Source organism: Stenotrophomonas nitritireducens (genome assembly GCF_001700965.1).
GTDB classification, from domain to species: domain Bacteria; phylum Pseudomonadota; class Gammaproteobacteria; order Xanthomonadales; family Xanthomonadaceae; genus Stenotrophomonas; species Stenotrophomonas nitritireducens_A.
Genome location: NZ_CP016756.1, coordinates 2,168,087 through 2,181,909 on the forward strand (window position 1 = coordinate 2,168,087; position 13,823 = coordinate 2,181,909).

The 13,823-nt window shown below is 64.5% G+C and carries 10 protein-coding genes; 6 read left to right on the forward strand and 4 right to left on the reverse strand.

The features are described 5' to 3' along the window. Positions 1 to 245: 245 nt before the first annotated feature. Complete coding sequence (locus BCV67_RS09220) at positions 246 to 2,192, forward strand: N-acetylmuramoyl-L-alanine amidase (RefSeq protein WP_062170963.1); 1,947 nt, start codon at positions 246 to 248, stop codon at positions 2,190 to 2,192. Between the two features lie 638 nt (positions 2,193 to 2,830). Here BCV67_RS09220 and BCV67_RS09230 read toward each other — a convergent pair. From BCV67_RS09230 to BCV67_RS09240, 3 genes are all read right to left on the reverse strand, one after another. Continuing rightward, positions 2,831 to 4,744: a M61 family metallopeptidase gene (locus tag BCV67_RS09230; RefSeq protein WP_156456011.1), complete on the reverse strand. Its 1,914-nt coding sequence runs from the start codon at positions 4,742 to 4,744 to the stop codon at positions 2,831 to 2,833. 296 nt (positions 4,745 to 5,040) lie between these two features. Beyond that, complete coding sequence (locus BCV67_RS09235) at positions 5,041 to 6,225, reverse strand: OmpA family protein (protein ID WP_062170958.1); 1,185 nt, start codon at positions 6,223 to 6,225, stop codon at positions 5,041 to 5,043. A gap of 78 nt (positions 6,226 to 6,303) precedes the next feature. Further along, positions 6,304 to 7,209 (reverse strand): LysR family transcriptional regulator, encoded by a 906-nt coding sequence (locus tag BCV67_RS09240; RefSeq protein ID WP_062170956.1) that lies wholly within the window; start codon positions 7,207 to 7,209, stop codon positions 6,304 to 6,306. A gap of 123 nt (positions 7,210 to 7,332) precedes the next feature. On the opposite strand from BCV67_RS09240, the gene BCV67_RS09245 reads away from it, so the two are divergent. The 3 genes from BCV67_RS09245 to BCV67_RS09255 all read left to right on the forward strand — a co-directional run bounded on the left by BCV67_RS09245 (position 7,333) and on the right by BCV67_RS09255 (position 10,571). Beyond that, on the forward strand, positions 7,333 to 8,199 hold the full coding sequence (locus BCV67_RS09245) for a pirin family protein (protein ID WP_062170954.1): 867 nt from the start codon (positions 7,333 to 7,335) through the stop codon (positions 8,197 to 8,199). 183 nt (positions 8,200 to 8,382) lie between these two features. Next, on the forward strand, positions 8,383 to 9,009 hold the full coding sequence (ycaC, locus tag BCV67_RS09250) for an isochorismate family cysteine hydrolase YcaC (RefSeq protein ID WP_062170952.1): 627 nt from the start codon (positions 8,383 to 8,385) through the stop codon (positions 9,007 to 9,009). Between the two features lie 140 nt (positions 9,010 to 9,149). Next, a complete protein-coding gene (locus BCV67_RS09255; protein WP_062170950.1) occupies positions 9,150 to 10,571 on the forward strand; it encodes a short-chain fatty acid transporter in 1,422 nt (473 codons plus the stop codon). Positions 10,572 to 10,671: 100 nt separating this feature from the next. On the opposite strand, the gene BCV67_RS09260 is transcribed toward BCV67_RS09255, so the two are convergent. After that, positions 10,672 to 11,724 carry an AI-2E family transporter gene (locus BCV67_RS09260; RefSeq protein WP_062170948.1) on the reverse strand — a complete coding sequence of 351 codons (1,053 nt, stop codon included), beginning with the start codon at positions 11,722 to 11,724 and terminating at the stop codon, positions 10,672 to 10,674. Positions 11,725 to 11,939: 215 nt separating this feature from the next. On the opposite strand from BCV67_RS09260, the gene BCV67_RS09265 reads away from it, so the two are divergent. Beyond that, positions 11,940 to 12,392, forward strand: a complete 453-nt coding sequence (locus tag BCV67_RS09265) for a nuclear transport factor 2 family protein (protein ID WP_082746663.1) — start codon at positions 11,940 to 11,942, stop codon at positions 12,390 to 12,392. A gap of 229 nt (positions 12,393 to 12,621) precedes the next feature. Continuing rightward, positions 12,622 to 13,800, forward strand: a complete 1,179-nt coding sequence (locus tag BCV67_RS09270; protein WP_062170946.1) for a DUF3667 domain-containing protein — start codon at positions 12,622 to 12,624, stop codon at positions 13,798 to 13,800. Positions 13,801 to 13,823 lie beyond the last annotated feature (23 nt).

Below are 13,823 nucleotides of genomic sequence, written 5' to 3' on the forward strand. Positions count from 1 at the left end.
GTGAGGCGGGCAGATCGTGAGCTCGCCTTGCATGCGAGCTCACGATCACCCTTCACGTACTCGCATAGTGGACAGGAGGATTGGGCAGAGCTACCTTCAAGATGCCGGTTCCCGCCCAGGCTGCATGCAGGCAAATCCGCAACTCCTTGAACCCCATCACTGATTCACCTCCGCCTTCACCCATGCGCCACCGCGCTGCGGTAGAACCACAGGCGCAGGGGGTTCCATGCTTGGGGGTCCTACCGATGATGCACCGTCATACCGCCGTGCTGCTGTCTGCCGTCATCACCAGTGCCGTAGCCGTTCCCGCTTTTGCTCAAACCACCATCAAGCCACCTGTCGCCGACAACGAACAGGTGCTGGATATGCAACTGAAGATGGAAGAAGCACGCATGCTGCCCTTGCGGGCAATGTATGTGCGCTACTTCCAGCAAGCCTATCGTCGCTATCCCGGCATTCCGCGCGGCACGCTGGAAGCGTTGGCCTTTGTGCAAAGCCGCTGGTCACCGTTGCAACCGGACGCGCTTGACCAGGACGATGCACACTTGCGCATGCCGCCTTCCTGGGGCGTGATGGGCCTGTATGCCGGCGGTGGTTTTGAAGACCAGGTAGGCGAAGCCGCCAAGCTGTTGGGGGTGTCTACTGCTGCAGTGCGCACCGATGCAGCCACCAACATCCTCGCCGCCGCCGCTTTGTTGGACGCGCAGATCCGCCAGGACCATCCCAATGCGGGCAAGGCCGGTGCACCGGCGCCGGAAGCCATCCGCCCAGCGCTGATGCGCTATGCAGGCTATGCGCCGGCCAGTGCCACGGTCGGCGCGAGAAGCGCGGTTGATGACTATGCGCGCACCAGCTTTGCCTACGACGTGCTGCTGGCGCAGGACCGGGGCGTCAATGATCGCGGCATCGTGGTGCCCGAACGCGCGATCGCCTGGGAACAGGCCTTCGATGCGCCGCAGCTGGTGACGTTGCGGGCACCGATGGTGCGCCTGGACATCAGCCGGGACCGGGTGGAAACCGATACCTTCCGGATTGATCCCATCAGCGAAACCCTGCAGCCACGAAACGCGGCTGCCGCAGCCACTGCCGTCAGCCCCGCGCTGGATGCCGGCATCCAGAGCACTGACTATGGCCCGGCGATCTGGAGCCCGGCGTCGACGTCCAACTATTCCAGCTCACGTTCGGCAGCGGTAAGTGCGGTGACCATCCACACCACGCAAGGCAGCTACGCCGGCACCATTTCCTGGTTCAAGAACGCATCGGCGCAGGTCAGCGCGCACTATGTGATCCGTTCCTCCGATGGCCAGGTAACGCAGATGGTGCGCAACGCCGATACCGCTTGGCATGTCGGCAGCCAGAACAGTTACACCTTGGGCATCGAGCATGAGGGCTACGTCGACAACAGCTCGTGGTACACCAATGCCATGTACGACGCCTCGGCCGCACTGGTACGCAACTTCTGCGCCACGTACAGCGCGATCAGCTGCGCCAGCGCCTACAGCGGTGCGTCCAGCAGCGGCATCAACGTGCTGGCCACCAGCGTCAAGATCAAGGGCCACCAGCACTTCAGCGGCCAGACCCACACCGACCCCGGCATCAACTGGAACTGGTCCAAGTACTACGGGCTGCTGAATCCTGGCAGCGGTGGCGGCACCGGCACGGTCACGTATCTGGATCGTTTTGAAAGCAGCGTCGGCCATTTCGACACCAGCCCCAGCTATTCGGGCAGCACCACCGGCATCAGCACCGCATCCACCGCCACACGCGATTGCACCACGCAGAAGAACGGCAGCTGTTCGTTGCGGGTGTTGCTGAAGGACAACACCGCCAGCACGGCGGACTGGGCTGTGCGCCTGTTGTCGGGCAGTGGCACGCCAGCCAGCAATACCGCCTTGACCCGTGCCAACGGCGTGATTGGCTTCTGGGTATGGAGCGGCGGCAGCGGCACCACCGTGGGGCTTGGCATCGATGACAGCGACGGTACCGAGCGTTCAACCAGCAAGGCGGTGGCGGCCGACACCTGGACCTATGTGTCGTGGTCGTTGAGCGACGCGGCGCAGTGGAACGCGTGGGTGGATGGCAACGGCACGATCACCGGCAGCAGCGTCAAGCTGGATGCGATCTGGCTGTATCACGCCAATACCGCGTACGACCTCAATGTGTACATCGATGATGTGCAGATAAAGAACTGAGCGCGGTGGTTTAGGTAGGCGGGGTGCCGGGGGTTCTGTGCATGGAGCCCCGGGTGCGCTGCGCTTACCCGGGCTACGGATGGATCGCTTTTGGCTTTGGCTTTGGCTTTGGCTTTGGCTTCGGCTTCGGCTTCGGCTTCGGCTTCGGCTTCTTCCCTTCTCCCGCTTGCGGGAGAAGGTGCCCCGAAGGGGCGGATGAGGGGGAGCTTTTGGTTTTGCGGTAAGGCCCCTGCCGAGCATGGCTCGGCACTACATGGCCCGCTTTGGCTCTGCTTCAGCCCTTCTCCCGCTTGCGGGAGAAGGTGCCCCGAAGGGGCGGATGAGGGGGAGCTTTTGGTTTTGCGGTAAGGCCCCTGCCGAGCATGGCTCGGCACTACATGGGCCGCTTTGGCTCTGCTTCAGCCCTTCTCCCGCTTGCGGGAGAAGGTGCCCCGAAGGGGCGGATGAGGGGGAGCTTTTGGTATTGCGGTAAGGCCCCTGCCGAGCATGGCTCGGCACTACATGGCCCGCTTTGGCTCTGCTTCAGCCCTTCTCCCGCTTGCGGGAGAAGGTGCCCCGCAGGGGCGGATGAGGGGGGCTTTTGGTTTTGCCGGGAAAGCCCCCTGCCGAGCATGGCTCGGCACTACGGTGGCTATGCTTTATTTGCGGGCGCTGAAGATCGGGGTCAGGTAGTCGGCCTTGCCTTCGATGCGTTCCAGCGTCGGGTAACGCAGGCCGTCGTGGTAGTCGATACTGAGCGTGCGGTAGACATCCATTTCCTTGACCAGCAGGCGTACCGGCTGCTTGCTGTCCTTGGCTGCGCGTACTGCTTCTTCCAGTTCGTCGGCGCTGTACTGCAGGTCATTCACCGCCAGCACCTGCATGCCGGTGCCAACACCGGCATTGAACGCGGCGCTGTCCCAACGCACTTCATTGACGTAACCGGCAGGGCTCAGCGACACCCCCAGCGAATAGATGAAGTTGGCACCACGACCCTTCATCATCGCCTTGAAGTAGGCGCTGGGTTTGTCCTTGTAGACCAGCTTCCAACCCGCTGCCTCGATACCGCCAACCAGGCCGGCGCGATGATCCACACGCTCAGCCAGGAACTTCGACCAGTCGCCGGTGGGCTGCACCTGCTCCAGGGTCGCGGCGACATCGTCGAAGGTATAGGTGTCAGGGCGTTCCCATTGGCCGTCGTTCTGGCCAAAGAATGCCTTGGCGAAATCGTCCAGGCTGCGCTTGCCGCCGCTGAGCGTGCGCAGGCGCACGTCGGCTTCCAGCCACAGCATCTGTCCGCCCTGGTAGTAATCCTCGCTCATCTGGTAGCCGCGGTAGGGCTTGGGCTTGCGACGGGCGATCACCGGGTCGTTGGTGGTGTCGCCCAGCGAACGCCACTCCAGGCCGGGGCGATTGTCGGCATAGGTGGCCGCCGCCATCGCCAGCGCATCGCGCGAGGCTTCCTGCGGCCGGATGCCGGCGCGGGCAGTCAGCACATTGCCCCAGTACTGGGTCTGGCCTTCGTATACCCACAGCAGGCTGCCCTGCATCGGCACGTTGTAGTTCAGCGTGGCCAGGTCGGCCGGGCGGCGGTACTTGCCATCCCAGGAATGGGTGTATTCGTGGCCGAGCAGATCGCTGCTGCCGATCTTCGCGTCCCAGCCGCTGAAGTAGTCGCGGTCTTCGCTGTTCTCGCTGGAGCGCTGGTGTTCCAGGCCGATACCGCCGAGCTGGTTGGTCACCGCGAACAGGAAATCGTAGTGGTCGTAATGCTCGGCACCAAACAGCTTGCGTGCCTGGGTGACCAGCGCGCGGTGCTGTTCGATGTGCTCGGGCTTGGCTTCCAGGTCCTTGGCGCGATCGGCAAACACATTCAGGCGTACCGGGCGGGTGCCGGCCGGGGCCAGCTCGAACATGCGGTGGTAGCGGCCGGCGAACACCGGCGAGTCGACCAGGATTTCGAGATTGGTCGGCGCGTAGTTGACGGTATCGCCATTGCGGCTGGCCATGGTCAGCGCGCTGGCCGCGTCCCAGCCCTGCGGGTAGCGTGCACTGGCCTGGTAGGTGATGGCATGCGCGGCGTGGCCGGCCGGGTACAGCAGCATCGCATTCCACTGCAGGTTGAGCATGTTCGGCGTCATCACCGTGCGGCCCTGCGCCGAATCGGTGGGACTGAGGAACTGGAAGTCCATGCGCAGTTCGCTTACGCCCTCGGGCACCTGCACGTTGAAGGTGTAGACATCGAGCGGGTCACGCACCCACTGCAGGCGCTGGCCATTGGCATTGATCACCAGGCCGGCCAGTTTCTCGATCTGGCCGGTGGGCGAATGGCTGCCCGGCAACCAGGCCGGGTAATGGAAGCGCTGCAGGCCCGGTTGTACCGGCACCGTCTGCCGCACCTTGAACACGCGCTGGCCCAGGTCGGTGGCGTCGATCTCCAGGCGGATGGTGCCCGGGTACGCGGCTTCGCTGATCTTCACCCCACGTGCATCGACATCAGCCACCTGCGGCGACGCATAGGCCAGACCCATGGCGGCCATCAGGGCCACCCCCAGTACTGCAGGACGGAACACATGCATCGGCAACCTCTGGCTTATCTGAGAGGGCCATGATGCGACAAGCCTGCTGGGCATGACACGGGCCGATGGTCATCTGTGGGGGTTTTGGCTTTGCGGGTTCTGGTTGTTGTGGGAGCGGTGTAAGCCGCGAAGCCGGCAATGCCTGTGGGTTCGGCATTGCTGGCTTCGCGCATCGCCTCGGTGTGGATCTGGTTGTCTGCTGCTGCGGGAGAAACAGTGGCTTCGCGGCTTATGCCGCTCCTACAAGGCAACAGTGGCTTCGCGGCTTACGCCGCTCCTACAAATGACAATCAGGTCCTTACAAATATCTCCACGCGGCGGTTGAGTTGGCGGCCGCCGGGGTTGTCCTTGCCGTTGACCTCGTTGGCTGCCACCGGCTGCGTTTCGCCATAGCCGTGCGCGCTGGCATCGGTGGCACTGCCGCGCTCGCGCAAGGCCGCCAGCACGGCCAGTGCGCGGCGTTCGGACAGGTTCTGGTTGTAGTCGTCGCTGCCCTTGGCGTCGGTATGCCCACGGATCTCCATCGCGCTGGAAGGTACCTTGCCCAGCGCCGTTGCCAGCACATCCAATACCTTGCCGGCGTCGGGACGGATGGCGTCCTTGTCGAAATCGAACAACACCTTGTCATTGAGCGTGATGACGTAGCCGCAAGGCGCACCGGAGGGCTTGAACTTGTCCAGCAGCGGGAAGGTTCCCGCCGGCGGCAAGGGCGGCAACGGTGCCATCTTCACTTCGCGCGGCACCGCACCGATGGTGCCGGTGCCGTCGCCACGGTTTTCAACGATGCCCTCCGGGCCGCCGATCCACTTGCCCGAGCCGTCGGCGTTGATCTCGATGTGGCCGTCGCTACCCACCCAGCTGCCGGAGCCGTCGCCATGGTTGGCGATGGTGCCAAAGCTGCCCACCCAATTGCCACCGCCCTTGCCATCCAGTTCGATGGTGCCGTGCTCACCCACATAGGTGCCGGAGCCATCCGCCTCCACTTCAAACGTGCCGGCATCGTTGACGACACTGCCGCTGCCATCGGGCTTCACCTGCACCACGCCGTCGCCGGTGATCGCCTGGCCACTGCCATCGGCGCCGATAGTGAAAACGCCATGCCCGCCTATGCGCTCCAGGTTGCCCTGCGCGTCGACATTGGTGAAGCCGCTTTCATTGACCAGGCCGCCGTCGGTGGCGCAATTGGCCGGGCGCACGCTGATGCCGGCCAGCGGATCGATCAGCGATTGCATCGACAGCTCCAGCCGCTTCTGCGCCGGGCCGCTGCCGATGATGCTGGGCACCAGGATGGTCGGTATCACCGGGAACTCGATGCTGCCGGCGGTGAGCACCTCGCTGCCGGCCGGTGCTGCTGCCGGTGCGGCCGCAGCGGGTGTTTCAGGTGTTGCGACAACGGCTTTATCGGGGGATGGCCCGCGCCCGCAGGCAGCGACCAGAACGGTGGCACAGGCCAGTGACACGACAGCAACACGCATGCAGCAACTCCCTTTGTGCGAAGCCGCCATTTTTGCCAGCGCGGCGTTCAATTTCCGTGACCATCACCGGCTTGCCGCTCAGGATTCATCCAGCGCCGCGAACGATGCGGCCAGGTGGTCGATGAACAAACGCACCGACGGCAGCAGGCCACGCCGTGACGGGAACACGGCGTGGATGATCTCCTTCGGCGGTGCCCAATCCGGGGCCACGTTGACCAGCTGCCCTGCCTGCAGCGCATCGCGCACGATCATTGTTGGCAACTGCGCCACGCCCACGCCCGCAAGTGCGGCCGCGCGCAGCGCCGTCATGCCACGGGTTATCAGGCGGGGATGATGCGGTACTTCGGCACTGGCGCCTTCCGGGCCGATCAGGCGCCAGACGTGCTCACCCTGCGGCACGCCCAACGCAACGCTGGGCAATAGATGCAGATCGGCCGGGCCCTGCGCATGGCCGTGGGTGTCCAGCAGCGAGGGCGCCGCTACCAGGCACTGGGTGCGCTCGCCCAGCACCTTCAGCACCAGCTCGCTGTCTTCCAGTGGTGGTGGGCGCACGCGGATGGCGACGTCGAAGCCTTCGGCGATGACATCGACGCGGCGGTTGGTGGCGTCCAGGTGCACTTCCACGTCCGGGCAGTGCGCCATGAAATCGGCCACCATCGCTGCCACCCGGAAATCCAGCAGCATGGTCGGGCAGCTGACCCGCACCACGCCGCGCGGCTGCGAGCGGGTCACCTCGATCGACTCGGCAGCCGCCTCGGCTTCGACCAGCATGGCGCGGCAGTGGGCGTAGAAGGTCTGGCCGATCTCGGTGACCGAGAAGTGGCGGGTGGAACGCTGGATCAGCCGCACGCCCAGGCGTTCCTCCAGCAGCGCGATGCGCCGGCTGAGCTTGGACTTCGGCTCGCCCAGCGCGCGCCCGGCCGGGGCAAAACCACCGTGCTCGACCACCTTGGCGTAGTAGTACAGGTCGTTCAGGTCCTGCATGCCGGCTCCAGCGTTCACCAAATAGGACTATGAGACCATTTTTTGCCGTCTACCGGCGTGATCGTCCCAAATCTATCTTTACTCCATCGCTGGCGCACCCCGCGCCGCCCAAGGAGCAGACAGATGAAGAAGATCAGTGGCCTGTATAGCGCCCCCCGCCCGCATTGGGTTGGTGATGGCTTCCCGGTCCGTTCGTTGTTTTCGTACAACACCCATGGCCGCCAGCTCAGCCCGTTCCTGCTGCTGGACCATGCTGGCCCGGCCGAATTCAGCCCCACCGACAGCCCGCGCGGCGTTGGCCAGCATCCGCACCGTGGCTTCGAGACCGTCACCATCGTCTATGACGGCGAAGTAGCGCACCGCGACTCCACCGGCGCCGGTGGCGAGATCGGCCCGGGCGACGTGCAGTGGATGACCGCTGCCTCCGGCATCCTGCACGAGGAGTTCCATTCCGAGGCGTTCACCCAGCGCGGCGGCAAGCTGGAAATGGTGCAGCTGTGGGTCAACCTGCCGGCCAAGGACAAGATGGCCGCACCGGGCTACCAGAACATCGGCAATGCCGACATCCCGGTGGTGCCGCTGGCCGATGACGCCGGCACGGTGCGGGTGATTGCCGGTGAATTCGGCGGCCAGCGCGGCCCGGCCCGCACGCACACGCCGATGGACGTGTGGGACCTGCGCCTGCAGCGTGACAAGCACACCACCCTGCAGTTCGCCGAAGGCCACACCGTGGCGATGGTGGTGCTGCGCGGCACCGTGCAGTTCAACGGCAGCCAGCTTGTCCGCGAAGGCCAGATGGTGCTGTTCGACCGCGCTGCCGGTGAAGTGGAAATGGAAGCCAATGCCGACGCCACCGTGCTGGTGCTGGCCGGCGAGCCGATCGACGAACCCATCGCCGGCTACGGCCCATTCGTGATGAACACGCAGGAAGAAATCCGTCAGGCGATGGACGACTTCAACTCCGGCCGCTTCGGCCAGATCGCAGCGTAACCGCTTCAAGCCCCGCGAGCCCCTCTCCCGTATGCGGGAGAGGGGTTGGGGTGAGGGCAAACGAAGCCAGCACTCGTCAACAACCCGTGCATTTCAACGTTCAACGATGCATTGCAACCGCACCCTCATCCGCCCCTTCGGGGCACCTTCTCCCGGGGGGAGAAGGAAACACCAGGAGTTTTCATGAGCAAGCCCTATACCCGCCTCGACAAGGACAACGTCGCCGTACTGCTGGTCGATCACCAGACCGGCCTGCTGTCGCTGGTTCGCGATATCGACCCGGACAAGTTCAAGAACAACGTGCTGGCACTGGCCGACATCGCCAACTACTTCAAGCTGCCCACTGTTCTCACCACCAGCTTCGAAGATGGCCCGAACGGCCCGCTGGTGCCGGAGCTGAAAGCGCTGTTCCCGGATGCGCCGTATATCGCCCGCCCCGGCCAGATCAATGCGTGGGACAACGAGGATTTCGTCAAGGCGGTCAAGGCCACCGGCAAGAAGCAGCTGCTGGTTGCCGGCGTGGTCACCGAGGTGTGCGTGTCATTCCCGGTGCTGTCGGCACTGGCCGAAGACTTCGAAGTGTTTGTCGTCGCCGATGCCTCGGGCACCTTCAACAGCATGACCCAGCAGGCCGCCTGGAGCCGCATGGAACAGGCCGGCGCGCAGCTGATGACCTGGTTCGGCGTGGCCTGCGAGTTGCACCGCGACTGGCGCAATGACGTGGAAGGCCTGGGCGCGCTGTTCTCCAACCACATCCCCGACTACCGCAACCTGATCAACAGCTACACCAAGCTCACGGCCGGCAAATAAGCCCGCTGCCGGCAACGCGACGCCGCCTGTCCGCAGGCGGCGTTTTTGCATGAATACGCAGGCACTATCCGAAGGTCCAGTTCCGCGCTTCGCCCTTGCCGCGCTACCGTCCCCCGGTTGTTTCCACACGGTAGTAGCCCATGCAATCCACCACCCAAGACACCGCCTCGGCGCGCTTCGCCATCCGCTGCGCGAACTTTGCCGAGCGCTGGTTCCCCGATTCCTGGGTGTTCGCCGCCCTCGCCCTAGCTGCGGTGTCGCTGGCCGCGCTGTCCATCGGCGCCGCGCCTACCGATACCGCCAAGGCCTTCGGTGACGGCTTCTGGAGCCTGATTCCCTTCACCATGCAGATGGCCTTCGTGGTGATCGGCGGCTACGTGGTGGCCTCGTCCGGCCCTGCCTCGCACCTGATTGATCGTTTGGCACGCGTGCCCAACAACGGCCGCACCGCCGTGGCCCTGGTGGCCATCGTGTCGATGACCGCCTCACTGCTGAACTGGGGCCTGAGCCTGGTCTTCGCCGGCCTGCTGGTGCGCGCACTGGCACGCCGCAGCGAGCTGAAGATGGATTACCGCGCCGCCGGTGCCGCTGCCTATCTCGGCCTGGGCGCGGTATGGGCGCTGGGCCTGTCCTCGTCGGCCGCGCAGCTGCAGGCCAACCCGGCCAGCCTGCCGCCGTCGATCCTGTCGATCACCGGCGTCATTCCGTTCACCGAAACCATCTTCCTGTGGCAATCCGGCGTCTTGCTGGCCGCGCTGGTGCTGGTGTCGCTGGTGATCTCCTATGTCACCGCGCCGGCCGCCAACTCTGCACGTGATGCCGCCGATTGCGGTGTGGACGTCACCACCGATGCGGCACCGGCCAAAACCAAGCCCACCCGCCCGGGCGAATGGTTGGAGCACAGCCCGCTGCTGATCCTGCTGCTGGTGGCACTGGCGGCAGGCTGGTTGATCCATGAGTTCAGCACCAAGCCGGCCATCCAGGCCATTTCCGGCCTGAACACCTACAACCTGCTGTTCCTGATGGCCGGCGCGCTGCTGCACTGGCGCCCACGCAGCTTCCTCGATGCCGTGGCACGCGCAGTGCCGTCCACCACAGGCGTGCTGATCCAGTTCCCGCTATACGGTTCCATTGCCGCCATCATGACCACGGTCAACGGCAGCGAAGGCCATAGCGTTGCGCACATCATCTCCACCTTCTTCACCCAGATCGCCAGCCACGACACCTATGCGCTGCTGATGGGCAGCTACTCGGCGGTGCTGGGCTTCTTCATTCCGTCCGGTGGTGGCAAGTGGATCATCGAGGCCCCGTATGTGATGCAGGTAGCCAATGATCTGCATTACCACCTCGGCTGGTCGGTACAGATCTACAACGCTGCAGAAGCGCTACCCAACCTGATCAACCCGTTCTACATGCTGCCGCTGCTCGGCGTGCTCGGCCTGAAGGCACGCGACCTGATCGGCTTTACCTTCGTGCAGCTGCTGGTGCACACACCGCTGGTGTTGCTGCTGTTGTGGGCATTGGGCGCGACGCTGACCTACACGCCCCCAGTAATCCCCTGAAGAAACGAGAGGCCACGCAAAGCGTGGCCTCTTCGCTCATGTAGTGCCGAGCCACGCTCGGCAAAAATCCCGCCCAGCAAGCGCCACCACAAACGACCACCTACTTCCCAGTCACCTGATCACGCCCAGGAATCGGCGTCTCCGTCCCCAGCGCCTCCACCACATACAGACGCTTCACCAAGACAAAGATCACCACCGTCATCGGCGCGGCCAGCAGCACGCCCGGCAAGCCGAACAAGGCACCAATCCCGAACAGGGAAATCAGCAACAAGGCCGGCGGCAGATCCACCGCCCGCTGCTGGATAAGCGGCTGCAGCACATGGCCTTCAATCTGCTGCATCACCACGAACACCGCCAGCGCACCCAGCGCCACCTGCGGGCTGACGGTGAAGCCCAGCAACACCGCCGGGATGGCCGCCAGGATCGGCCCGACGATGGGAACGAAATCCAGCAAGGCGGTGATCAGGCCCAGCCCGAACGCCACCGGCACACCAAGCGCCCACAGGCCCAGGCCGGTCAGCGTTCCCACCACCACCATCGCCAGCAGCTGGCCGCCCAGCCAGGCCCGCAGCGCCGTGCCGCTGGCGTCGAGTGCATCGCCCATCAACGCGCGCCGGTCCTTGGGGAACAGCTTGAGAGTGCCGTTGCGGTAGACCTTGGGCTGTGCGGCCAGATAGATGCCACCAACCACCATCAGCACCATGTCGGTGAGGTTGCCCGAGGCCGACATCGCCAGCGCCCCGGCCTTGGCCGCCCATCCGCTCATGCCGGCGTGCAGCTGATCGATGCCCTGCTTGGCCACCGGCCCCAGCGGGCTGGCATCCAGCCACTCCTTGAAGTGCGCCCAGGCCTGCGGCAGCGATTGCTTCAAGGACTCCATCTCGCCCGCCACCTGCGCACCGAACATCCACATCAGCAGCGCGAAACCCATCACCAGCACGACCAGCACCGCGCCCAGCGCGATACCGTCCGACAGCGGCGTGAAACGGGTGACCAGCCGCACCAGCGAATGCAACAGCACCGCCACCACCACCGCACCGAAGATCACCAGGACCAGGTCCGACAACTGCCAGACCAGCACGGCCAGGCCGACCAGGGCCAGCGTGACCAGTACGCGTGCGACATAAGGCCGCAATGAGGTGGAATATTCCATGGCACATCCGTTCCGGCGACATGCCGGTGATGGAAGTACGTTAGAAAACTGCCTGCGTGCGGGCTGTGATGACAATGGATAAATGCACGCGTGCAGGTTTGAATGATGTGCGTGGTTTCCGTGCGCAAAGGCCCGCCCACGGCAATGACTTCCGCCCCATTGCAAGCCCGCCGACGACCCGCCACGCTGCAGCCAGCCACCTTCAGGAACGGGCCATGACCCTGTCAGCTGCACTGCGTTTGTTCATTGCGGGGATGCTTTGTGTTGCCGGCAACGCGATGGCGGCGCCACCGGATGCGGCCACGCTGCAGGCCATCGAGGCCACCGCTTACGACTATATGGACGGCCAGCTGGAAGGCGATGTGGCGCGGGTGACGCGCGCCCTGCACCCGGACCTGGCCAAGCGGAACATCGTTGCCAATCCGAATGAAACCCTGGGGCTGGGGCGGATGAGCTCGGATGAACTGATCCGCTTTACCCGCGAGGGTGCCTTGAAGACGCCGCGTGCGCGGTGGCAGCGATCGGTCACGGTGCTGCAGGTGGATGAGGATATCGCGACCGTGCGACTGGAAAGCCCGTGGTTCATCGATCATCTGCAGATGGGCCGGTTTGATGGGCGCTGGGTGATCGTCAATGCCTTGTGGCATCGGAAGGTTCGGGGGGGTTGAGTGCTTTTGGGATGGGGCTTTGGGCTCTGCTTGTCAGGAGCTTCCCCCACCCCAACCCCTCCCCCGCAGGCGGGAGAGGGGCTCTACTTCGTTCCGGCTTTGCTTCGTGCCCGCTCTGCTTGAGCCTGGCCTTGCTTCGTTCTCGCCTTTTTATTGAGCTGCCACTGAACAGACTCGGCAAAGCCCGTTATCGTATGCGGCTTCTGCCTGCAGCCCGCCGTGCCCGCCCATGAGCCAGACCGACGTAGTGCCCTCCGCTTCAGAACATGGCAGCTGCGAGAACTGCCGCACGCCACTGCATGGCCACTTCTGCCATGGCTGCGGGCAGTCGGCGCATAACCCGTTGAAGAATTTCGGGCACGCGGTAGAGGAAGTATTCGAATCGTTCTGGCACCTGGACGGCCGCATCTTCCGCACCCTGCGCGACCTGCTGGTGCCGGGGCGGGTGACGGTCAACTTCCTCAAGGGCCAGCGCGTGGGCTACGTGCAGCCGCTGCGGCTGTTCGTGATCCTCACCATTTTCACCTTCTTCGTCGGCAAGCTGACCTTGCATGCCGATGACTTCGGCACTGGTAGCAATGCCGATCCGGCCTATGCCAAGGCGCAGACCGTGGCCGAGGTGGAGACGCTGCGTGCCGCGCAGATGGCGCAGATGGAACAGCAACAAAAGAGCAACCCTGCCGCAGCCGCCGCCTTTGCCATGGCCATTGCGGCGATCAATACGGCGGCGGCCCAGCGCGCGGCCGAAATCGAAGCCGACGTGCAGCCCGCTGCCGCCGACGCCACCTCCTCGGCGGTAGCGCGTGCCAACCGCGCCGCCGCACGCGCCGCTTCCGGCCAGCGCGGCACCTTCATCAACGTCCCGGTCAACGGCAAGCCCTGGGACGCGGAAACCAACCCCATCGTGCTCGATGGCTGGCCGCGCTTCGTCAGCAACTGGCTCAACCACCGCCTGGCCAATGGCCAGGCCAATGTCGACCGCATGGGCAGCAAGACCGACCTGTACGTGCAGGCCATTCTCACCGCGCTGCCGGGCGCGCTGTTCTTCCTGATGCCGATCTTCGCGCTGGTATTGCGCATCGCCTATATGCGGCGACCGATGGGTTACCTGGAGCATCTGGTGGTGGCGCTGTACAGCCATTGCTGGCTGATGCTGGTGCTGCTGACCACCTTCCTCATTGCCGGCATCAGCGGTGCGATCGGCAACGCCGTGTTCAGTTCGATCTGCGTCTGGCTGTATGTGCTGCTGTGGTTTGCGGTGCCGGTGTATCTGTTCTGGATGCAGCAGCGCGTCTACGGCGGCAACCCGATACTGACGATGCTGCGCTACACCTTCATCGGCGGCATCTATCTATTCCTGGTGACCTTCGTGGTGATGTACGCGGTGCTCGCCGGCGTCTCGGCCTGATTCAACGTAGCCGGGTAAGCGCA

What these genes read in the sequence shown, in the direction of transcription:
- BCV67_RS09220 (WP_062170963.1), top strand. Translation starts at nt 246, where the DNA reads ATGATGCACCGTCATACCGCCGTGCTGCTGTCTGCCGTCATCACCAGT.
- BCV67_RS09235 (WP_062170958.1), bottom strand. Translation starts at nt 6,225, where the DNA reads ATGCGTGTTGCTGTCGTGTCACTGGCCTGTGCCACCGTTCTGGTCGCT.
- BCV67_RS09240 (WP_062170956.1), bottom strand. Translation starts at nt 7,209, where the DNA reads ATGCAGGACCTGAACGACCTGTACTACTACGCCAAGGTGGTCGAGCAC.
- BCV67_RS09245 (WP_062170954.1), top strand. Translation starts at nt 7,333, where the DNA reads ATGAAGAAGATCAGTGGCCTGTATAGCGCCCCCCGCCCGCATTGGGTT.
- ycaC (WP_062170952.1), top strand. Translation starts at nt 8,383, where the DNA reads ATGAGCAAGCCCTATACCCGCCTCGACAAGGACAACGTCGCCGTACTG.
- BCV67_RS09255 (WP_062170950.1), top strand. Translation starts at nt 9,150, where the DNA reads ATGCAATCCACCACCCAAGACACCGCCTCGGCGCGCTTCGCCATCCGC.
- BCV67_RS09260 (WP_062170948.1), bottom strand. Translation starts at nt 11,724, where the DNA reads ATGGAATATTCCACCTCATTGCGGCCTTATGTCGCACGCGTACTGGTC.
- BCV67_RS09265 (WP_082746663.1), top strand. Translation starts at nt 11,940, where the DNA reads ATGACCCTGTCAGCTGCACTGCGTTTGTTCATTGCGGGGATGCTTTGT.
- BCV67_RS09270 (WP_062170946.1), top strand. Translation starts at nt 12,622, where the DNA reads ATGAGCCAGACCGACGTAGTGCCCTCCGCTTCAGAACATGGCAGCTGC.